This is a genomic window from Planococcus sp. A6, assembly GCF_028823615.1.
In the GTDB taxonomy this organism is placed as follows: domain Bacteria; phylum Bacillota; class Bacilli; order Bacillales_A; family Planococcaceae; genus Planococcus.
In genome coordinates, this window is the sequence record NZ_JAPEHT010000012.1 from 21,251 (window position 1) to 43,174 (window position 21,924).

Genomic DNA, 21,924 nt, shown 5'->3' on the forward strand with positions numbered 1-21,924 from the left:
AAACAGGGTTAAGAAAAAACATGGCGATTGCCATCAAAAAATCCGTTAACACTCCACTGACACCATCCTTAAGCTAAATGAACTTATCTTTCATTGTACCAAAGATGCAAGGATAGCCCTACATCTTTTTCAATCAGTTAAATGCCAGTTGCAGCTGCCCTAGGATATCTTCGGTGCCTTCGATTCCGGCTGAAAGCCTGACGACACGCTCAGTCACACCGATTCGCGCTTTTTCTTCTGCGGATAATGCGCGGTGAGACGTACCGAAAGGATAAGAGACAGTCGTTTCGACACCGGCCAAAGTCGGAACGATCTTGATCCAGCCGAGTGAAGAAAAGAAGGCTGAGACGTCGGCAGTTTCAGGAAGTTCAAACGAAACGATCGCGCCTTTCCCCGGATACCACACCCGTGCCTTGTCTTGCAGGAAATCGGCAATCGCTTGGGCGTTGGCGGTCTGCTTTTCCATCCGAAGCGCCAATGTTTTGATGCCGCGTATCGTCAGCCATGCTTCAAAAGGACTTAAGTTCATGCCGAGATTCACGACACGTTTTGTGGCTTCTTCGATTAAAGCCGGATCGCCTACCAATACGCCTGAGGTAACATCACTATGCCCACCAAGATACTTGGTTGCGCTATGTACGACCAAATCCACGCCTTGTGCATAAGGTGTAAACGTATACGGCGTCGCGAATGTATTATCGATCATTACTTTAACGCCGTATTGATTTTTCATTTTGACGAGCCCTTCGATGTCTTCGATCCGCAAAAATGGATTGGTGATCGATTCGCTCAGCATCAATTTCACTTCCGGGAAATCAACCAAAATCTGCTCAATCGTGCCGGTTTCTGAGAAATCCGCGAAATGGACCGTAATGCCAAGCCTTCTCAATTCTTCCTTCAACAAGTGGAAAGTGCCTCCGTAGACATCCTCAGCAGCTAGAATGTGGTCTCCCGCTTCTGCAACAGACAGGATGCCCGCAAGTATCGCTGACATGCCGGAAGAGGCAGCAACGCCTTTTGGGGCACCTTCTAGCTGTGCGACTGTCTGACCGAGTGCATCCGTGTTCGGGTTAGCTGTCCGCGTGTAGAGATAAGTTCCGTTTCCTTCGTAATAGCCTTCTAACTCTTCTAAAGAAGAGAAAGAAAAAGCGGATGTTTGATAGATCGGCATGACTTTCGGACGGATCGTCCGCTCTTCCATGCCTGCTGTGTGTACAGATTTTGTATCGATTGATGTCATTATGATTCCCCCTCATTGATTTCTTCGATAAATCCATTCATCATTTCTTCATCCATCGGGCCGACAATTTTATGCAGGACACGGCCCTCTCTGTCTATGATATAGGAAGTCGGAATGGAAAACGCTTGGTAGAGCGCGCCAATATCTCCATCCACATCCATCGGAATCGGAAAGCTCAAGCCGAACTCTTCAACAAAGTTTTCGATTTCCGTCATGCCGCGGTCTTCTGTCGTCAAATTGACAGCTACCACTTCGACATCTTTATCCTGTTGGTTCTCATAGAAAGTTTGCATATGCGGCATTTCTGCTCGGCAAGGCGGGCACCATGTCGCCCAAAAATTAAGGATGACCGCTTTGCCCCGGTAATCCGACAAGCGCATTTCCTCGCCTTTCAAAGTCGTCAATTCGAAGTCGGGAGCGAGTTCGCCTTTTGCCAGCCCTTCGTCGGTCGGCAAAAAATCGACCGTGCTGCCAAGGGCCATTTTATTCAGTGCGCGGTCTTCTTTTTGGCTATCAAAGACAGCCCATACCGCTAGAATAATGACCAAAATGGCTGCTATCAGAAGCCCGATCACTTTTTTTGACATTCTTTTCACTCCATTCCGTTACCATCATACGACAAACGAACTGTCCGTAGCCAGTAAATTCGCCGGAATTGTTCCGCAACAAATTGTGTCCATAAAAAAACCGCCAAGCCACTTTCCGAAACTTCACTAGTCATGAAGCGGAAAGAATGGCCTTGGCGGCTTTTTGGATTAATAAGAAAGGTAATTGGCTGGATTCACAGCATTGCTGCGCGCTCCGTTCCAAGATCCTACGTGAATTTCAAAATGTAAATGCGTTCCTGTCGAACGGCCTGTACTACCCATGCCGCCGATATACTGGCGCTGATCCACTTTTTGCCCGACCGATACTCCGATTGAACTTAAGTGAGCGTAAACAGTTGCATACGGCTGCCCGTTAATCGAGTGGTTGATGATGATGACGTTGCCGTAACCGCCCATTGATCCAGCGTAGGATACATATCCAGCGGCAGAAGCCACGATAGGCGTTCCTGTTATGCTATTGGCGATATCGTAGCCAAGATGCGTTTCTGCGCCGTCCCCGATATCACGTCCACCGAATCCCGATGTATGACGTCCTGATGCCGGCATCACGAAGTTTGCTGATGGCTTGACAACAGGAGCCGGTGCCGGTGCTGGCGTTGGTGCTGGTGCTGGTGCCGGGCTTGCGGTGCTGGCACTTGCTGATGAAGATTTAGTTGCTGCTTTTTCGGCTGCTGCTTTTTCAGCTGCCGCTTTTTCGGCTGCTGCCCGTTCAGCTGCTGCTTTCTCTGCTGCTGCACGCTCAGCTGCGGCCTTTTCTGCAGCGGCTTTTTCAGCTGCCGCTTTCCGTTCAGCTTCTGCAATACGCGTACGTTCAGCTTCTTCTTGCTGAGCCAGTTTCGCCATGCGAGCTTGCTGTCCCATGATCTGCTTCTCGACTGCAGCGCTGACTTCAAGCTAAACGTTTCTGTTCTGCTTCCATTTGCTTTTTCAATCCAGCTTGTTCTTTTTTCTGGCTATCCAATGATGCTTTCAATGAAACCAGTTCAGCGCGGCGCTCTTCTTGATTGGCAAGAATCGTTTCAACCGCTTCTTTTTTTGCAGCCAATTCTTTTTTGTCGGCTGCTTGTTCACGCATGATTTCACGGTCAGCTTCGATCAAAGTGTTGACTGCCGAAAAACGGTCGATAAAATCGATAAAGCTATTGGCGCCCAATAGAACATCTATGTAATCGACAGACCCACCGCTCAATTGGATGGCGCGCGCACGTTCTTTCAATAGTTCAGTGCGTTCGTCGATTTTACGTTCAAGCTCTTTGATCGCTTCTTTTAATTCATCGATTTCTTCTTTGGTTTGGTCGATTTCGGCTTGTACAGTATTAATTTTAGACTGTGTTTCCTGCATTTTCTTATCCAATTGCTGGATTTCCGAAACGATGCGGTCAAGTTTCGAAGACGTTTTCTTAATCTCGCCTTCTTTCTTTTCAATACCCGAGCTTAAATCTTCTTCTTTATCTTCCAGCTCTTTACGCTCTTTTTCCAATTTCTGCTGTTCTTTTTGGACTTGCTGTTGCTCCTGCTCTAATTCATCGAGCTTGCTAGTGTTTGCGTGTGCAGTAGGCATTAGCAAAGACAATGCGAGAATTGATGAAACGCCGGACAACATCCATTTAGACTTCGAATTCAAGTTCGTTTTCCCCCTTTGGATTTACGTTCTTTTTCTATGTCTGTATTTTATTTCCTAATTTATGTAAGCTTTAGGCCTATGGTTAAGATGCGACCATAGGCCTTTGATTGATTATACACGTAAGAACTTGCGAATGGACATAAAACTTCCCCAAATCCCGATAAAGACACCCATCGCCAAGATCAACGCGCTCACTTGGTAGATAAAAGGTGAAAACTCAAGTAGTTGGAAGAGTTCCCCGCTGAGCCGGGGTTGTGCAAATTCCGTAATCTTCTGGTAAAGAAGTACAACGAGGCCGATCGGTATAATGGAACCGAGAATCCCGAGCCACATGCCTTCCAAAATGAACGGAACACGGACAAACCAATTGGTCGCCCCGACGAGTTTCATGATCTCGATTTCGGTGCGGCGCGCCACGATTGTGATGCGGATCGTATTCGAAATCAAGAACATCGCCGTAAACAATAAAGCAAGAATAAGGATCAGGCCAACATTGCGCCCTGCGTTAAGGAAATTGAAAAGCTTCTCAATTTTCCCTTCCCCATATTCCACGTCTTCGATATATTCAAGGGCAGCAATCTCTGTTGCTACTGTTTCTGTCTGCTGAGGTTCTGTCGCTTTTACATAGAAAACGTCAAACAATGGATTGCTTTGCTCGAATAGGCTAAGCTCTTCACCAAAGTCGAGCACAAGATCTGTCAACTCTTCTTCTTTCGTTGAAAAGTCGGCTGATTCAACGCCATCGAGCCCAGATATCTCTTCTTCAAGCTCTGCAATTTCCTCTTCTTCCGCATCAAGTGACACGAACACTTTGATTTCGACATCGTTTTCTAAGTCATCGGCGATTTTGTTCAAGTTCATCATGATCATGACGAACACGCCAACAAGCAGCAAAGTTACGGTGACAGCGCTGACGGATGCAAAAGTCATCCATCCATTTCTGCCAAGGCTCTTGAGGCTTTCTTTGATATGTCGGCCAAATGTTCTAATCTTCATAGCCGTAATCACCTCCGGCTGCATCTCGAACAATCAGCCCGCCTTCAATAGCGATGACGCGATGTCTTAATTTGTTGACGATCTCCCGGTTATGGGTTGCCATGATGATGGTAGTCCCTGTCGAGTTGATCTGTTCGAAAAGATTCATGATATCCCAAGACGTATCCGGGTCAAGGTTACCCGTAGGCTCATCAGCGATCATGATTTTCGGCGTATTGACAATAGAACGGGCGATTGAAACGCGTTGCTGTTCGCCTCCGGACAATTCACGCGGGAACATCTTCGCTTTGTGCTTTAGCCCGACCATGTCCAGTACTTCCATGACACGCTCTTTGATGATTTGTGGTTTCTCCTCGATGACCTCGAGTGCAAACGCAACATTTTCATAGACGTTCAGGCGAGGCAATAGTTTGAAATCCTGGAACACGACGCCGATGTCACGCCGTAGAAATGGCACTTTTCGGTTCTTCAATTTCGCAATATCTTTTCCGTCAACAAGCATTTGACCTGAAGACGGGCGTTCTTCACGATACATCATTTTGATGAACGTGGATTTACCAGCTCCGCTCGGGCCGACGATGTATACAAATTCGCCCTGGGCAATCTCAACATTCAAACCATTGAGTGCCACAATGCCGTTCGGATATTTTTTGTAGACATTTTTCATTTGTATCATTTATAAACCACCTATTAATTATCCGGCATTTTGCCGAATTTGATTTCCCAAGTACATAGCAAATTTTGCAGCACGGTTATTATAACACTCCTAAACCCCTTTTTTGTTACAGTTACATTTCAATTCAGACTCAGTCTCGATACAAAGAATTATCTGAAATTTTAATAATATAAGGTATTAACTCACTATTTTTTTCCTTATTTTTACCATGCTTCTATAGTAATGCCTTGTTTTATGGCAAAAAAAATAAACCGGGCTAAATGCCGGTTTATTGTTGGTTCGCAAGATATTCTGCTACAGCTTCTGCTTCTTCGCCTTCGATGATGTTCGGAGGCATAGCGCCTTGGCCATTTTGAATAACTGACAGGATTTCTTCTTGTGACAAGCGCGATCCTACATCATTCAATGCCGGGAAGTTGCCCTGGCCTTCTAAGTTTTCACCGTGGCATGAAATACAGTTTTGCTGAATGACTGCTTCTGCATCCACTGTCGTTGTTTCAGTTTCTGTATCGCCGCCTGTATCAGCTGGTTCTTCAGGTGATGTTTCTTCCCCGCCGCCGCAAGCGCCAAGTACAAGAACTGAACCAAACAGTACGGTCATTAATTGCTTTTTCATGGAAATCCTCCTCTTCGTCTTGCTATTTTTACCTTCTATAGGAGTATACCAAATTTAAGCACGTTTGAAACCTTCCCCGAGCACTTCGGAAGCGTCGGACACAATTACGAAAGCTTGCGGGTCAATCAATTTAACCAATTGTTTCAACCTTGTAAATTCTGTCTGCGGTATCACGACCATCAAAATCGGCTTTTCATTCCCGGAATAGCCGCCAGTCGCTGTCAATTCCGTTACGCCTCTATCGACTTCATCGTAAATGGCATCCCGGATCTCCACTTGCTTGTTCGTAATGATGTATACCATCTTCGAGCGGCTGAAACCGACCTGCACCAAATCGATGGTTTTGGTTGTCAGGTACAATCCGATCAATGCATACAATCCCTTTTCGATGTCAAACACGATGGCAGCAGCCAATACGATCATACCGTCGATGATCGCGACGCTGGTGCCGAGAGTCAGACCGGTGTATTTGGTGATGATCTGCGCGGCAAGATCGGTTCCGCCAGTCGATGCTTTCCCACGGAACACGATTCCCAGCCCGAGACCGACCATGATGCCGCCAAACAAAGAGCCTAGCAGTGGATCTCTCGTCCAAGCTTCCCAATCTTCAGTCATGAACACAACGAGCGGCAAAAACACCGTGCCGACTGCCGTCTTGATGCCGAAATTTTTCCCGAGCAAAATAACGCCCGAAATGAACAGCGGAATATTGAATGCCCATTGGACGAATGCCGGTTTCCATTCGAACAAGCCAAATAGAATCGTACTGATGCCGCTGACCCCGCCCGATGCAACTTCGTTCGGCAATAGGAAGACGTTGAATGAAATGGCGACAATCGCCGCTCCGGCGAGGACTGAGATATAATCCATCACGCTCGTCAAAACCGGATGTGGATCTTTTGATTTTCGTATATTTCGTTTACCCATAAGCTGTTATTCCTCTTCTTTCTATATTCACTTGAACCCTGTCAGAGTATAGCAGACCCCCCGTTTTTTGTGAACTTCATCTGGATAAAGCAATGGCCCTTCCGCAACGGCACAAACTTTTGCTTCGATCGGCCAAAATTTCACGTTTTGCTGCAATGGTCATTTCATTGTAGGTTTTTTAATACTTTCGATAATGGATAAATGCCAATGCTCTGGATGGCGAGTGATAGCAAAATCACCGCAAATGCCAAGGAAATCAGCACTTGGTCTTGCCCAGAAGCCGTTTCTTCGAGCCACAGCAACAAGGCGACAGACATGGCGCCTTTAATTCCAGACCAGGCAGTTAGCGTAATCGTTGAAAAATCATTGTTAAATTCATGCCGCCATTTGGGCACACCATAAATGAACAGCGCGATAACAATAAAGCGGACCACGATAGCCAATAGAAAAATGACGATCGCGAACCACCAGCCTGAAAAAGCCAGATACTCTGCACCGCGTATACCGATCAGCAAAAATAATACTGCCAATAGAATCGGGGTGACGATATCCCAGAAACCGTCCAATGACTGAGGGAGCGTATCTTCCTTAATGTCCCTGCCCATTTCATAAGCGACGAATATGCCGGCTGCCACTGTCGCGAGCACACCCGATACCCCGAGGGCTTCGCCAATATAAAAAGCGCCGTAAGCTCCGATGACGCTTAACATGACTTGGTATTTTTTATCCTGGGTGAAGCGGATCGTCTTGCTCATCAGCCAGCCGATCGCGATTCCTAGAAGGACACCGCCAATCGAGACAAGCAGCAACTCCGAGACAAATTTGCCCAATGAAAACCCGTTTCCAGTTTGATACATCGTCAGGAAAATCGTGAAAAAGACGATGCTTGTCCCGTCGTTGATCATCGACTCCCCTTCGACCACATCGGCAATCTGTTCTGCACCACTGCTTTCTTTCAAAATAGCGGTCACCGATACCGGATCGGTCGGCGTCAGGATCGCCGCTAACAAGAAAGCCGCCGTGAAGGTCAAGCTAGTAAATACTCCGCCTGCGAAATAAATGGACAAGCCGAGCAGAACAACTGTGAGCATTAGCCCAATCGTGCTCAAACTGACGATGATGCCGATGTTTTGTTTTAACTGCTTCAAAGGAAACTGATAAGCAGAGGTAAACAACATTGCCGGCAAGAAGACATTGAATATGATGTCCTTCGAAATATTGAATCCATCAAAATATGGAATAAATGAAAGCCCTAAGCCGATCGCCACCAACACGACGGGAACGGGGAAAAAGTTCTTTTTAATATCGATTGTATAGACGATATAGCCAATGATCAGCAAGACCAATAATTGATGCGTCATCATATCCAACAGCTCCTTGACAATTTAAACTCTCTCTTCTTCTATTGCCTTTTTGGAATCGAAAAAACCCCCGAAGCTGCCACTCTTTTGAGCAGTTGCTATCGGGGGTGTTTGTTTTTTGAAAACTAATAGGGTTTTTTAGCTTATTGCATTTTCGAACGCAGCATGGCGTGGATAAATCCATCCAGATCGCCATCCATGACGGCCTGGAGATTCCCTGTCTCGTAGTTCGTCCGGTGGTCCTTAACCATGGAATACGGGTGGAAAACGTAAGAGCGGATTTGGCTGCCCCAGCCGATTTCTTTCTGCTCGCCGCGGATTTCCAGCAATTCCTGCTCCTGCTCTTCGATTTTCAATGCGTAGAGCTTCGCTTTTAGCATTTGCATCGCTTTTTCGCGGTTTTTGATCTGTGAACGTTCCTGTTGGCAAGTCACTACAGCGCCGGTTGGCAAGTGGGTGATCCGGACAGCGGAGTCTGTCGTATTGATGTGCTGTCCACCGGCACCACTTGCACGATAGGTATCGACTTTCAAATCTTCAGTACGGATATCGATTTCGATTTCGCCCGTGAACTCCGGCATCACTTCACACGATACAAATGACGTGTGGCGGCGTCCTGAGGAATCGAACGGCGAAATGCGGACCAAGCGATGAACGCCTTTTTCAGCTTTCAAATAGCCGTAAGCATTATGCCCTTTGATGCCGAGCGTCACTGATTTGACGCCGGCTTCGTCTCCTGCCAGGTAATCCAAGGTTTCCACTTTGAATCCGCGTTTTTCAGCCCAGCGCGTATACATACGCAAGAGCATCGAGCACCAATCCTGAGATTCCGTTCCGCCAGCGCCTGGATGCAATTCCAATATGGCATTGTTTTTGTCATATTCTTCACTTAGCAGAAGTTCCAATTCGAAAGCGTTCAAGTCTTTAAGAAATTGCTTCAGTTCCCCACTCAGTTCTTCATGAAGCTCCACGTCCGGTTCTTCGCGCAATAGTTCGAGCGTCATTTCCATATTCTCTTGCTCTTCCTCGAACTTGCGGTAGCGATTGACTGTATCTTTCAATGCATTCACTTCGGAAATGACCACTTGCGCTTCTTCTTGGTTATTCCAGAAATTCGGATCGATCATTCTCTCGTCCAATTCCTGTATACGCGCCTCTTTGTTTTCTAAGTCAAAGAGACCCCCTGAAGTCCGCCAGTTTTTCGGCTGTTTTGTCGAGCTCGTTGCGAATATCCGCTAATTCCATCATATAAAGTTCCTCCTCATAATAATGCCGAAGAGCTTTTGCTCTTCGGCCATAAACAATCGTTTACGAAGCTGCCCCGTGGCAGTTCTTGAATTTCTTGCCGCTGCCGCATGGGCACAAATCATTGCGCCCGACTTCCATCTCGCGGCGGGCAGGCTCTTTTCTTTTGCGTGGTGCATCCCCGCCTTCTTTCGGGTTGACGGCTTGGCCTTTTGCCACTTCTTCACGCTCGAGATTGTTCTTGATTTCCGCTTTCATGGCGTATTTCGCCACGTCGTCTTCAATCGCTTCGATCATCGCCTCGAACATGGCAAAGCCTTCGTTCTGGTATTCACGAAGCGGGTCATTCTGGCCATATGCACGCAAGTGAATCCCTTGTCTCAACTGGTCCATCGCATCGATATGGTCGATCCACTTCGTATCGATCGAACGCAGGAGAACTACTTTCTCGAATTCGCGCATGCGGGTAGGCGTCATTTCAACTTCTTTTTCGTCATAATGCGCTGTTACTTTCTCGCGGATAAATTCGATAATCTGTTCTTGCGTCTTGCCTTCTAGATCTTGTTCGGTGATGGTATCTTCCGGCAAGAGATTGGCAGAAATCACTTCCGTTAAGGACTTCAAGTGCCATTCTTCAGGCTTTTCAGCTGTTGTATAGCTTGCAACCATACGGCCGATCGAACTATCGATCATATTGTCGACAAGTTCACGCATATTGTCCGTCTCGAGCACTTCCATCCGCTCTTTATAGATGATTTCACGCTGCTCGCGCAACACATCATCGTACTGCAAAAGACGTTTCCGTGCATCGAAGTTATTGCCTTCCACCCGTTTTTGTGCGGATTCGACAGAGCGCGTCACCATGCGTGATTGCAGCGGCTGGGAGTCGTCCATACCCAGTTTGCCCATCATATTGCGCATGGAGTCCGAACCGAAGCGGCGCATTAAATCATCTTCAAGCGATAGATAGAATTGCGTCACGCCGGGATCTCCCTGGCGTCCGGAACGGCCGCGCAGCTGGTTATCGATGCGGCGGGATTCGTGGCGTTCCGTACCGATGACCGCGAGGCCGCCCGCTTCGATGACGCCTTCACCCAATTTGATATCCGTTCCGCGCCCTGCCATATTCGTGGCAATCGTGACGGCGCCTTTTTGGCCGGCATCTAGGATGATTTCAGCTTCATGTGCGTGGTTTTTCGCATTCAAGACCGAATGCTTGATGCCTTTTTTGGTCAAATACGCGGAAATGATTTCGGACGTTTCAATCGCAACGGTACCGACAAGAACCGGCTGCCCTTTTTTATGGCGCTCAATAATGTCCTCGGAAACCGCTTTGTACTTGCCTTCCGTTGTCGCATAAATCAAATCGACACGGTCATCACGGATGATCGGCTTGTTCGTCGGAATGGAGATGACATTCATATTGTAGATATTGCGGAACTCTTCTTCTTCCGTTTTTGCCGTACCGGTCATACCTGACAATTTCTCGTATTTGCGGAAGTAGTTCTGGAACGTGATCGTCGCCATCGTCATTGATTCGTTCTGGACTTCGAGGCCTTCTTTTGCTTCAATCGCCTGGTGTAGCCCGTCCGAGTAGCGGCGGCCTTTCATGAGGCGGCCAGTGAATTGGTCGACAATGACCACTTCGCCGTCCTGGACGACATAGTCGACGTCTTTTTGCATTGTCACATGCGCTTTTAGCGATTGGTTGATCGCGTGATTCAGACGCACATGGGTCAAATCGAATAAATTATCGATGCTGAAGGCTTTCTCGACTTTTTCAATACCTTCTTCCGTCAACACGACACCTTTCGTTGTTTCATCATAAGCGTAATCCGTATCTTTCTGCAGCAGGCGGCCGAACGCGTTTGCCTGCATATAAAGCTGTGCAGACTTCGCCGCTTGCCCTGAAATGATCAATGGCGTCCGCGCTTCATCGATCAGGATTGAATCGACTTCATCGATGACGGCAAAATGAAGCGGGCGCTGAACCATGTCTTCTTTATAAAGCACCATATTGTCGCGCAAATAATCAAAGCCAAGCTCATTATTCGTGCTATATGTGATATCTGCTTGGTAAGCTTCGCGTTTTTGTTCTTTCGTCAAGCTGTTGACGTTGAGCCCAATCGTCAGGCCAAGCCAATTGTAGAGTTGGCCCATTTCTTCCGCATCGCGGCTCGCCAAGTATTCGTTGACGGTCACGACATGGACGCCTTTTTTCGTGATGGCATTCAAATAGACAGCCATCGTCGAAGTCAAAGTTTTACCTTCACCAGTCTTCATCTCGGAAATATTCCCTTGATGAAGCGATGCGGCCCCCATGATCTGGACGCGGAATGGATACATCCCCAGTACGCGCTTTGATGCCTCGCGCACTGTTGCAAATGCTTCAGGCAGCATGTCGTCGAGTGACTCGCCTTGTTCGAAACGTGCTGTGAATTCGGCTGTTTTTGCTTTTAAGGCTTCGTCTGTCTTGGCCGTATACTCGTCGGCCAGTGCTTCCACCTGGTCTGACACTTTTTCCAATCGTTTTAAATCCCGTTTGTTCGGGTCAAATACTTTATTCAATACTCCAAGCATGTTTAACCGCTCCCTGCATGGCGATTCCGGCTGAAGACAGCGTAGAAACCGCGATTGCTCATATTTTCATTCTTTGGGTTTATCTTAATCATATGCAGCATTTTCAAAAAAAATCTCATCATTCATTTTAACACTGCACTATAAAGCGTGCAAACAATGCATTTTTCACCTATGCGCAAAATCCTATCAAAAAGAACCGATTGCTGTTACATCTACAATCAAGAAAAAACAAGACACTTATTATGTAAATAACCGCACAACAAAAGCCTCCCGTTACAGGAGGCTTTCACAATTATGAAGTTGTTTCGATTAATCCGTAAGAACCGTCTTTACGTTTGTAGACGATGTTCGTGCCATTTGATTCCGCGTCTGTGAAGACGAAGAAACTATGCCCGAGCATATTCATCTGAAGAACTGCTTCTTCCTCGTCCATTGGTTTCAAATCGAATTGTTTTGTACGGACGATTTTCAAGTCTTCTTCATCATCCGATTCCGCAGCACCGTTGTTTTGTGCTTCGCTTTCGGCTTGTGCAAACGCAAGGCCCATGCCTTCGCGGTCACGGAATTTGCGGTTGACTTTCGTTTTATACTTGCGGATTTGACGTTCCAGTTTTGAAACGATCAAATCGATCGCTGCATAGAGGTCATCGTGCCGTTCTTCTGCACGTAGTGTTAAGTTTTTCATCGGAATTGTAACTTCCACTTTTGTTTGGTTATGGTTATACGTTTTCAAGTTGACCATCGCTGTTGCATTCGCTCCATCGGTGAAGTAGCGTTCGATTTTCTCTACCTTCTTCTCGATGTGTTCGCGTATTGCGGGAGTTACCTCAATATTCTCGCCTCTGATGTTGAATTGCAGCATGTGAACTCCTCCTTCTGTTTTGCTATCTATCTATTTCTAGTTGTTCCCTCCGGAATCCTTCTTGAAACGTAAAAAGTTTCAGCACTATAGTAAAAAGGTAAACTATATGACAAGGAGATGAAGCCCATGTTTACAAATAAAACGATTGTAGTGACAGGTGCCGCACAAGGCATCGGGAAAACCGTAGCACACTATTTCCAAAAAGAAGGCGCGAACGTCATCGGCCTGGATATTGAAAAAGTCGAAATCGACGGAGTGGAATACCGCCGCTGTGATGTAGGAAGTTTTTCGGAAGTCGAACGCGTCTTCTCTGACATCCACAAATCCCATGGCAGCATCCATGTACTGATCAACAACGCCGGAATTTCGGAATTTACGCCACTTTGGGAATTGACGGAAGAAGATTGGGACCGCGTGCTCAATACGAATTTGAAGAGCGTCTTTATCTGCAGCCGAGAAGCTGCCCGTTATATGGATGAGGACATCCGATCAATCGTCAATATGTCATCGACGAGAGCGTTCATGTCAGAACAAGGGACGGAAAGCTACTCAGCTTCCAAAGGCGGGATTTTTGCGCTCAGCCACTCGCTCGCAGCAAGCCTTCATACAAAAGGCATCCGCGTAAACTCGATTGCCCCTGGCTGGATACATACCGGCGACCGGGACGAGCTCCGTAAAGTCGATCATGAGCAGCATTGGAGCGGGCGTGTCGGCACAACGGACGATATCGCTAGAGCGTGCTTATTCTTGTCGAATCCGGATAATTCCTTCATCACAGGGGAATGTTTGACGATTGACGGCGGCATGACACGCAAAATGATTTACGAACATTAATACAAACGGCTGCTATGCAGCTGTTTTTTTATTGCCTAAGAATTAATTGGCTTTTCAATTACGCGCGAATCAAAGTGAGTATGCGGATTGACTCTGCACCTGCTTCCTGCAAAATTTTTGCTGCCTGCCGCATCGTTGTGCCTGTCGTATAGAGATCATCCACCAGCACCAGTTGTTTCGGAACCGCTTCCCCGTTCAATCGAAACAATTGCTTTGTCGCCATCCGTTCCTCGCGGGTTTTCTCCCCTAAAGTTTCACCGCATTTTTCCAGCAGATGACTGTATGGAATCCCCGCCGCCAATAGCAATTCGTCCACTTGCGAAAAGCTCCGTTCGCTCAGCTTCTCGGCATTCAGCGGAATCGGTACGATTAGCGCTCGCTCGTTCGCCAAGGCTTCCCTTAAATCCTTCGCAAACACTTGTGCCAATAAGACATCTTTTAAAAACTTATATTGGTGGAACCAGTCTTTCATGGCACCGTTGTAGCGGTAAAGGCTTTTTCCAGAATGGATAAGGTCCCGGTAGCCATGCTCTTCCCAGTAATGGCAATCACGGCAAACCGCTTCGCCCTCTTTGCCGCAATATTTACAGCCTTGTCCGATAATTTTTAAAAACTCATTTCGGCACGGTTGGCAGAGCAATTCTGGAGGTTCATAGAGGAAAATGCCGCGCCACGAAGGGGCAAAGCGCAATGCTTGGTCGCATAAACAGCAATTCATGCTTTCCCCTCCTTGTTATAGAAGAGGATTTCTTGTCTTGCCGCGTCCATTTGCCTGGTGATGCCATTGTGGAAAAAGATGACGTCTCCAGTAGGATCTTTTGCGTTTCGCCCAACCCGCCCGGCAATTTGAATGAGCGCTGCCCGGTCGAATACCCGGTGATCCGCCCCGATAACCGCGACTTGCAAGTGGGGGATGGTGATGCCGCGTTCTAATATAGTGGAGGTGGCAAGACCTGCTAAAGCACCTTCCCTCAACTGCATCACTTTTTCCTTGCGCTGTGGATCTTTTGAATGGACCGCAGCGATTGCGCAATCGATTTTGTACAGGAGCGGGCTTGCTAGCTCGATCAATTGGATAGATGGAAAGAACAGGAGGAACGGCTGTTTTTTCTGCAGCTTGTCTTCTATCCAATCTTTTAATGGAGACGGAAGCTTGCCTTTTCGGAGATGGTGTTCATAATTCCACATCGCCCGGTAGACAGGAACTGGCAGTGGCGCGCCATGATAGCGCCTGAATATGGTGGAGTGTCCGGCAATTTGTTTTCGGAGTGTTTTGGATGGAGTGGCGGAAATGTAGATGACAGGAGCGGACGGCTTGCCGGCTTTTTTCACTGCCCGTTCAAGCGATGGGTCAAGCGAATATGGAAAAGCATCCGCTTCGTCGACGAATAGTAAGTCGAAGGCTTCCTGAAATCGATACAATTGATGGGTGGTGGCCAGGATAATTTCTCCGTAGCCGGTTTGTTCGGGGCTATCGCCGTAGAGTGTATGGATAACGGCATCGGGGAATGCCTGTTTGAATCTAGGGGACAATTCGAGTATGACATCTGTGCGCGGCGCCGCTACACAAATGCGTAATCCTTTTTGTAGCGCTTCGTGGATCGGGGAAAATAGAATTTCGGTTTTGCCGGCACCGCATACCGCATACAAGAGGTGATCTTCCTGTTTCCGGATGCTTTCGGAGATGGCTTTCGATGCGGTTTCCTGCTGAGGCGTTAGGCTGCCGACCCACCCGAAGGCACGTGGGGCTGATTTTGGAAGTGCAGGAGATGTCCACAAAACCAATTCTGTGCAGCTGCTGATGCGCCCCATCTTGATGCATGTCCGGCAATAGCGGCAAACTTCGCCGCACGTTGCACATTGGAATGGAATCACATAATCGGGCGACGTCTCAAGGCATCTTGCACACTGGCCGTCAGCCGATATACCGCTAACTACGCGTGCGCTGCCTTTCTCGGTTGCTTCCTGTATGACTTCTTCCGGGAACGGAATGAATTGCTTTATCCATATCCTCCCTGTTAAAAATGCTTCGATTGCTTGCATGGATTTCCTCCTTTTTTTATAGCCGAAAGGGTGTTGGCCGGTCATTTCTTTGCCCAGCCAAGGCCCATCGCGCCTTCTCCTAAATGCGTGCCGATGACCGGACCGAAATGAGAAATCGTGAATTCCACATCCGGGCAGGCCAGTTCAAGCTCCGCTTTCCATTTTTCCGCTTCTTCGAGCCGGTTGGCGTGGATGACCGTCGCTTGAAGCGGTTCTTTGCCGCAGTCTTTTTTCAATTCTTCCGCGATGCGGTTCATCGCCTTTTTTCGTGTGCGGATCTTTTCATACGGGACGATCAGCTTGTCCTGGAAATGCAGCAACGGTTTGATCTGGAGCATGCTGCCGACCAAAGCTTGCGCTCCTGACAAACGCCCGCCACGCTGCAAATGGCGAAGGTCTTCCACCATAAAATAAGCACGCAGCGTTTTTTTCATTTCCTCAAGTTCTGCGAGAATCTCTTTAGCATTCATGCCTCGATCCGCCAGTTCCGCTGCTTTTAGCGCATAAAAGCCTTGAACTGCACACGCGATTTCCGAATCGAATACGTGGACATCCACGCCTTCGGTCATCTCTCCCGCCTGCTTCGACCCAGCCATCGTTCCGCTGATGCCGCTAGACAGGTGAATGGCTACCACTTCCTCGTGTTGCCCTGAAAGCTGCTCGTATAATGAAATGAACTCCCCGATTGGCGGCTGAGAGGTTTTCGGGAGCTCTTCACGTGCTTTTTCGTAAAATTCCACAGTATCCAATTCGGTTTCCGCATAGGACTCATTGCCGAATGTAATCTGCAAAGGCACCACATGTATGCCTTTATCATTTGCTTGCTGCTGCGGAATATATGCTGTGCTGTCTGTCACAATTGCTGTTTTCATTTTCAATCAGCCTCCACTGCTATCTTACCAAAACTTGCCTGCCAATAGACAAAAAATCCGATCCATTGGACGGTCTGTTTTCACTATTTTTAAACTGGCGCGAATCCAAAAAAGCTTTTCCGGCTACAAGCATCCATTTGCCTGCCAGGAAAAGCCCTTGGTTTAGTTTTTCATTATTGATTTCCGATGAAATGCAGGCTCGTCACTTTCCAGTCATCCTGCTCTTTCTTAAAAACGACCACTTGGCGCCCGGATTGCTGCATCCCTTGTTCTGTGCCGGCTTCATTCATCTCCACATCGATCGTGGCAAATACTTCAGCCCGGTCTTCTTCGTATTTGACGATTGTTTCGTTGCTCGTCGTATATGTTGTGTCGTAATTTTCGAAGGCTTCGCTCAATGCCTGCTGGTCTTCTTCACGATCAAAGCCATCGGGATTTTCCGCGATGGTCGCCATATAGCGGTCCATGTCTTCCGCATTAAAAGCCGCGATGTATTCCTCATACGCGCCAAGGAGTTCCTGCTTTTCAGCTTCTGGAACATCCGCAGCGATGACATCACCCTCATCATCCAATGTAAACCCTACTTCTTGGTCTGTGATGCCGTGTTCAACCGCATTGTTTTCATTGGTGGCATTGCCGTCTTCTGCAGTATTGCCATTGACCGGCGAATCGTCTTCGCCTGAACAAGCTGCGAGTACGAGCATGAGCCCAGTTGCCATTATCCATTTTTTCATGATGCATTCCTCCTGCGCTCATTTTGCCATAGCCTCGCACGGAATACAATGAAGAAACGGTGTCAATATGCGACGGGACAATTCCTTCCACTGTCATGTACAATGGAAGGAAACTCACAGGAGGCGATCATTTGGAAAAACGGGAAGCAGAGCGCTTGCTCAACCAAAAGCTACAGGACACACGCACCTACCCGAAAAGAAGAACCGCTGCACGAGCGAAAAAATACAATTTGACGATGGAACCGGCAGATGACTATATTGTGCTGGATTTCGAAACGACCGGCTTGCGTGCGGGCGATGATAAGATCATCCAAATCGGTGCGGTTAAATTTATCGGCCACCACCAGCAAGACACGATGTATCTATTGATCAATCCGGAGCGGCCGATTTCCAGCACGATCACCCGCATTACAGGAATCCGCAACAGCGATGTCCAGGATGCGCCGGTCATCGAGGAAATCGCCCCACAACTGATTGACTTTATCGGAGATTTGCCGATCGTCGCCCATAATGCACCATTTGATATGGGATTCCTTTATGCGCTTGAACACATTACGCCGGTGCCCCCTTACCAAGTCATCGATACGGTCAGGCTGGCACGTAAATTCATCACGGAAACACCGAACCACAAATTGACGACATTATCCGCCTATCTCGAGCTCGAGCACAATGCGCACGACGCGCTTGGTGATTGCCTGGTCACTGCATCGATCTATCAATTCTGTATCGGACGCATGTAAAAAAGCGCCGGAAGCTTTTGCTTCCGGCGCTTTTTTTAATTTTTGGCATCGGTTGAACCCGCTGCCGCCAAATGCTTTTTAACGTACTTCTACCCAACCGTTTTTAATGGCTGTGACGACTGCCTGAGTACGGTCATTGACCTGCATTTTCTGCAGAATGCTCGAGACGTGGTTTTTGACCGTTTTTTCAGAGATGAACAAAGTTTCACCGATTACGCGGTTGCTCTGTCCGTCCGTCAATAGCTGTAAAACTTCGCTTTCACGCTTTGTCAATAAATGGTAAGGGCGACGGATCTCTGTTTGATGGAAAGAACCTTTGTTTTCGCGTTCGCTCAAACGGCGGAATTCCATCACCAAATTACGCGTCACTTTCGGATGCAGGTAAGAGCCGCCTTTTGCGACCACTTTAATCGCCTGGATGATGGCGTCCGCGTCCATTTCTTTCAGCATATAGCCGAGTGCGCCTGTTTTAAGGGCATGCGTCACATACGATTCATCATCGTGAATGGACAGCATAATGACTTTAGCGTCCGGGAATCTTTCGATTAGCTCTCCCGTTGCTTCGACGCCGTTTTTTTGCGGCATGTTGATATCCATCAACACAACATCCGGCTGATGCTCTTCGTACAGCTTGATGACTTCCTCGCCGTCGCCGCCTTCTGCGACCACTTCAAACGATTCTTCGAAGTCCAGGATGCGCTTAACGCCCTCCCGGAACAATTGGTGGTCATCAATAATAATAATTTTTGTCATTATGTCGTCCTCCTCAAAATACCATATCTTACATACCCGCCTTCAGCGGGATATGAAACATTAACACCGTTCCTTCACCAAGCGTGGAGTTGATGAAGAATTCCCCGCCGATTAATTCGATCCGCTCCCTCATGCCGGTCAAGCCGAATGACTGGTCTTTGACAATTTCCTGGTCAAAGCCGGAACCATTGTCTTTGATGATGATGGACACCTGTTCAGTGAGCCATTCCATCTTGACTTCGATATCTGTCGATTTGCCGTGGCGAATCGCATTCGAGACCGATTCTTGCACGAGCCGGAAAATGGAAGTTTCAAAATTATTCGGGAGCCGTACCTCGTTTCCATTGGAATGGAAAGACAGCCGGACGCCGCGATTGTATTCCTCAATCGTCTCCAGATATTTTTTCAATGTCGGGACCAGCCCGAGATCATCAAGCGCCATTGGACGCAAGTCATAGATGATGCGCCTGACTTCCGTAAGCGCTTGCCTTACCATATCCTTTAACGAAGAAATTTCTTTGAAGGCCTTATCTGCACCTTTTTCGCGGTAGGTTTTTTCGATCAGATCCGAACGCAGCAGTACATTCGCCATCATCTGGGCTGGTCCGTCGTGGATTTCACGCGATAGCCTCTTGCGCTCTTCTTCTTGCGCTTCGATAATCCTTAAGCTGTAATCCTGCTTGCTCTTCGACTTGTCGACCGCGTCCCCGAAATCTTCCAGATCCGACGCTAAATAATTGGTGGCTACATTGATTTGATTGACTAGCCGCTCTGCACGCTCGATCGTCTGAAGTAACTTCTGGAGCTTGCGCTGCAGGCGGTCCCGCTTTTGCCGAAACTTTTTTTCCTCGGCGCGGTTCAAGGATAATTGCACTTGCAGTTCGTTGGCCAGCTCAAAAGCTTCGCGAACCTGGCTTTCAGTGAAAGATTCGAATGAACCCGATAGTTCTGCGAGTCGCCGGCGTGCCGAGCGAGTCCGCTCTTCAAGTGCGTCACCTTCCGCGATGATGCGGCTGATGTTCGCCCTGACATTCTCCAATTCGTCCTTCATCTCTTCATAGCTGCGGCGACTTTCTTCGCTAATGGCGAAAATATCCTGTTTCGACTGGTCCATCTTTGCGACCAGCTCGTCAAAGATGGAATCTAATGAAGTTCCATCGTTTTTCTTTGCCATTCTAAAACCGCCTTAGCTATACTTACTGTAACCATCCGTCTCTTTGCTTCTTTCGCCTTACGGGCTTTAACAAGTATATCACTATATACGCAACAGCATATTAAGAATACATTACAAATTATCTGATTTCATTTTACAACAGGGGGAATAAAAATGCGAGAAAATTACATAACAGTAGGTTCTTCTGCCAATGCAGAAATACTCATAAACAAATCCCGCTTTATCGGCCATGCAGCAAGGGCAGAAACGGAGGCGGAAGCGATTGCTTTCATCGATTCCATCAAATCCAAGCATCGCCAGGCTACCCATAATTGTTCAGCTTACATCATCGGTGAACACGATTCCATCCAAAAAGCGAATGACGACGGGGAACCAAGTGGAACGGCGGGCGTTCCTATGCTGGAAGTGCTGAAAAAACAAGGATTAAAGGATACTGTGCTGGTGGTGACGCGCTATTATGGCGGCATCAAACTCGGAGGCGGCGGCCTGATCCGTGCGTACGGAAAATCCGCGTCGGAAGCGATTGCCGCTAGCGGTGTGGTGGAACGGCGTCTCCACCATTTGATGAAAGTGTCTATCGATTATACTTGGCTCGGCAAAATCGAAAACGAAATTCGCCAGTCGGATTATCCGTTGGCAGGGATCGATTATTCTGATGCCGTGGTGCTATCCATCCATGTGCCGATCGAAAAAGAACAAGCTTTTATCGACTGGGTCAATGAACTGACGAACGGGCAAGCTGAAATCGAGTCAGCGCACACGGAATTCCTCGAATTTCCCCATCCATAATTTCTTTTCATTTACGTGCAGAAAAAATCACTGTATAATATCCACAGCACAAAAAAATGAAAATTCGTAAATTCACTATGCCCTTAAGATTAGTGAAATGGCACTTGCATGTGCTTGGCTACTACCAAAGCCGCACATAATCCCCCTTTAGAGGAGCAACTATAATGAGTAGAAAAATGAAACGGGAGGCAAAGTCCAGCCGGCAGCGGAAGATCATCAAAATCTCTGCCATCCTGGCTGTCTCTTTGTTGATTAGTTTATCCGCCTTTGGAATTTGGCTCGTGAAAAAAGCTGAGTTTGCTGCGAACAATGCGTATGAATCAGCGGATGGACGCGACAAATCCGATCTCCGCGACGAACAAGTCGAACCGTTAAACGATAATATCTCGATTTTGTTCATCGGCATCGATGATAGTGCCGCAAGAGACCAAAGCAGCGATAACATCCGGTCCGACGCGTTGGTTTTAGCTACATTGAATAACGAGGATAAATCCGTCAAACTCGTCAGCATCCCCCGTGATACGTATACCTTCATTCCTGACTCTGGTTATGAAGACAAGATCACGCACGCCTATGCACTGAACGGACCGCGCTCCACAATCGAAAGTGTCGAAGGCCTGCTCGATGTACCGGTTGATTATTACATGACGATGAACTTCGATGCCTTCGTCGATGTGGTCAATGCACTTGGCGGGATTACAGCCGATGTTCCTTATGATTTAAAAGAAAAAGACGAAACGGATTCCCATAACGCCATTGAATTGGAAGAGGGAATCCAGCAGTTGAACGGGAGTGAAGCCCTGGCCTTGGCCAGAACCCGTTATTATGACAATGATATTGAACGAGGCAAGCGCCAGCAGATGATTCTTGAATCGATCATGGATAAAGCCTTGTCAGCAGGATCCATTACCAAATACGGCAATGTTATCGATGCAGTCGGGGACAATATGAAAACCAATATGAGCTTCCGCGATATGCAGGCATTCTTCGAATATGCGAAAAATGGCAAACCGGATGTGGAGACGATGAGTGTCCAAGGTTACGATGATATGTCGACAGGCATTTACTACTACATGCCCGATGAAGAATCGCTTGAGGAATTGAAAGATATTCTCCAAAGCCACCTCGGTTTAAAACCGGACACTTCCAATCTTTCCTTGAATGAAGAAGACCTCACCGATCAAGCTTTTCCAGCCACCGGATCAGATCAGGAAGAAGAATAAAAAAACTGGCAACCGCTATCGGTTGCC

At 47.6% G+C, this 21,924-nt stretch carries 22 protein-coding genes; 4 read left to right on the forward strand and 18 right to left on the reverse strand.

Translation table 11 applies throughout. The features are described 5' to 3' along the window. Positions 1-133: 133 nt before the first annotated feature. From ON064_RS03225 to hpf, 12 genes are all read right to left on the reverse strand, one after another. Complete coding sequence (locus tag ON064_RS03225) at positions 134-1,240, reverse strand: trans-sulfuration enzyme family protein (RefSeq protein WP_274623593.1); 1,107 nt, start codon at positions 1,238-1,240, stop codon at positions 134-136. After that, on the reverse strand, positions 1,240-1,827 hold the full coding sequence (locus tag ON064_RS03230) for a redoxin domain-containing protein (protein WP_274623594.1): 588 nt from the start codon (positions 1,825-1,827) through the stop codon (positions 1,240-1,242). Before ON064_RS03230 ends, ON064_RS03225 begins: the two co-directional genes overlap by 1 nt. A 168-nt stretch (positions 1,828-1,995) precedes the next feature. After that, positions 1,996-2,709 (reverse strand): M23 family metallopeptidase, encoded by a 714-nt coding sequence (locus ON064_RS18380; protein ID WP_342455309.1) that lies wholly within the window; start codon positions 2,707-2,709, stop codon positions 1,996-1,998. A 28-nt stretch (positions 2,710-2,737) separates the two neighbouring features. Further along, positions 2,738-3,472 carry a coiled-coil domain-containing protein gene (locus ON064_RS18385; RefSeq protein ID WP_342455310.1) on the reverse strand — a complete coding sequence of 245 codons (735 nt, stop codon included), beginning with the start codon at positions 3,470-3,472 and terminating at the stop codon, positions 2,738-2,740. A gap of 111 nt (positions 3,473-3,583) precedes the next feature. Further along, positions 3,584-4,468, reverse strand: coding sequence for a permease-like cell division protein FtsX (gene ftsX / locus ON064_RS03240; RefSeq protein ID WP_274623595.1), 885 nt, complete (start codon positions 4,466-4,468; stop codon positions 3,584-3,586). Continuing rightward, complete coding sequence (gene ftsE, locus ON064_RS03245; RefSeq protein WP_121297895.1) at positions 4,458-5,144, reverse strand: cell division ATP-binding protein FtsE; 687 nt, start codon at positions 5,142-5,144, stop codon at positions 4,458-4,460. The genes ftsX and ftsE overlap by 11 nt, the downstream gene beginning before the upstream one ends. Before the next feature lie 268 nt (positions 5,145-5,412). Continuing rightward, positions 5,413-5,760: a cytochrome c551 gene (gene cccB, locus ON064_RS03250; RefSeq protein WP_274623596.1), complete on the reverse strand. Its 348-nt coding sequence runs from the start codon at positions 5,758-5,760 to the stop codon at positions 5,413-5,415. Between the two features lie 54 nt (positions 5,761-5,814). Beyond that, positions 5,815-6,630, reverse strand: coding sequence for a YitT family protein (locus ON064_RS03255; RefSeq protein ID WP_407951589.1), 816 nt, complete (start codon positions 6,628-6,630; stop codon positions 5,815-5,817). Positions 6,631-6,851: 221 nt separating this feature from the next. Next, positions 6,852-8,051 carry a cation:proton antiporter gene (locus ON064_RS03260; RefSeq protein WP_274623597.1) on the reverse strand — a complete coding sequence of 400 codons (1,200 nt, stop codon included), beginning with the start codon at positions 8,049-8,051 and terminating at the stop codon, positions 6,852-6,854. A gap of 140 nt (positions 8,052-8,191) precedes the next feature. After that, positions 8,192-9,293 (reverse strand): peptide chain release factor 2 gene (prfB, locus tag ON064_RS03265; protein WP_274623608.1). Its coding sequence is split into 2 segments (ribosomal slippage): positions 8,192-9,220 and positions 9,222-9,293, totalling 1,101 coding nucleotides; the frame shifts between segments, so codons are not numbered across the junction. A gap of 63 nt (positions 9,294-9,356) precedes the next feature. Beyond that, positions 9,357-11,873 carry a preprotein translocase subunit SecA gene (secA, locus tag ON064_RS03270; RefSeq protein ID WP_274623598.1) on the reverse strand — a complete coding sequence of 839 codons (2,517 nt, stop codon included), beginning with the start codon at positions 11,871-11,873 and terminating at the stop codon, positions 9,357-9,359. A 292-nt stretch (positions 11,874-12,165) separates the two neighbouring features. Further along, positions 12,166-12,735, reverse strand: a complete 570-nt coding sequence (gene hpf, locus ON064_RS03275) for a ribosome hibernation-promoting factor, HPF/YfiA family (protein ID WP_101805149.1) — start codon at positions 12,733-12,735, stop codon at positions 12,166-12,168. A 126-nt stretch (positions 12,736-12,861) separates the two neighbouring features. On the opposite strand from hpf, the gene ON064_RS03280 reads away from it, so the two are divergent. Beyond that, on the forward strand, positions 12,862-13,569 hold the full coding sequence (locus ON064_RS03280; RefSeq protein ID WP_274623599.1) for an SDR family NAD(P)-dependent oxidoreductase: 708 nt from the start codon (positions 12,862-12,864) through the stop codon (positions 13,567-13,569). Positions 13,570-13,627: 58 nt separating this feature from the next. Here the strand turns inward: ON064_RS03280 and ON064_RS03285 are convergent, their stop codons facing one another. The 4 genes from ON064_RS03285 to ON064_RS03300 all read right to left on the reverse strand — a co-directional run bounded on the left by ON064_RS03285 (position 13,628) and on the right by ON064_RS03300 (position 17,218). Beyond that, a complete protein-coding gene (locus ON064_RS03285) occupies positions 13,628-14,287 on the reverse strand; it encodes a ComF family protein (RefSeq protein WP_274623600.1) in 660 nt (219 codons plus the stop codon). After that, a complete protein-coding gene (locus ON064_RS03290) occupies positions 14,284-15,612 on the reverse strand; it encodes an ATP-dependent helicase ComFA (RefSeq protein ID WP_274623601.1) in 1,329 nt (442 codons plus the stop codon). The genes ON064_RS03285 and ON064_RS03290 overlap by 4 nt, the downstream gene beginning before the upstream one ends. Before the next feature lie 41 nt (positions 15,613-15,653). Next, positions 15,654-16,484 carry a DegV family protein gene (locus ON064_RS03295; RefSeq protein ID WP_274623602.1) on the reverse strand — a complete coding sequence of 277 codons (831 nt, stop codon included), beginning with the start codon at positions 16,482-16,484 and terminating at the stop codon, positions 15,654-15,656. Between the two features lie 173 nt (positions 16,485-16,657). After that, positions 16,658-17,218, reverse strand: coding sequence for a DUF4440 domain-containing protein (locus ON064_RS03300; RefSeq protein ID WP_274623603.1), 561 nt, complete (start codon positions 17,216-17,218; stop codon positions 16,658-16,660). 131 nt (positions 17,219-17,349) lie between these two features. On the opposite strand from ON064_RS03300, the gene ON064_RS03305 reads away from it, so the two are divergent. Next, entirely contained in the window at positions 17,350-17,958 is a 609-nt protein-coding gene (locus ON064_RS03305; RefSeq protein ID WP_274623604.1) for a 3'-5' exonuclease, read from the forward strand. Between the two features lie 78 nt (positions 17,959-18,036). Here the strand turns inward: ON064_RS03305 and ON064_RS03310 are convergent, their stop codons facing one another. Beyond that, positions 18,037-18,711, reverse strand: coding sequence for a response regulator transcription factor (locus tag ON064_RS03310; RefSeq protein WP_058383351.1), 675 nt, complete (start codon positions 18,709-18,711; stop codon positions 18,037-18,039). Positions 18,712-18,739: 28 nt separating this feature from the next. Next, positions 18,740-19,885 carry a sensor histidine kinase gene (locus ON064_RS03315; RefSeq protein ID WP_274623605.1) on the reverse strand — a complete coding sequence of 382 codons (1,146 nt, stop codon included), beginning with the start codon at positions 19,883-19,885 and terminating at the stop codon, positions 18,740-18,742. A 153-nt stretch (positions 19,886-20,038) separates the two neighbouring features. On the opposite strand from ON064_RS03315, the gene ON064_RS03320 reads away from it, so the two are divergent. After that, the gene (locus ON064_RS03320; protein ID WP_274623606.1) at positions 20,039-20,674 is read left to right on the forward strand and encodes a YigZ family protein; all 636 of its coding nucleotides are present in this window, start codon (positions 20,039-20,041) and stop codon (positions 20,672-20,674) included. Positions 20,675-20,838: 164 nt separating this feature from the next. Beyond that, on the forward strand, positions 20,839-21,897 hold the full coding sequence (locus ON064_RS03325) for an LCP family protein (protein ID WP_274623607.1): 1,059 nt from the start codon (positions 20,839-20,841) through the stop codon (positions 21,895-21,897). Positions 21,898-21,924 lie beyond the last annotated feature (27 nt).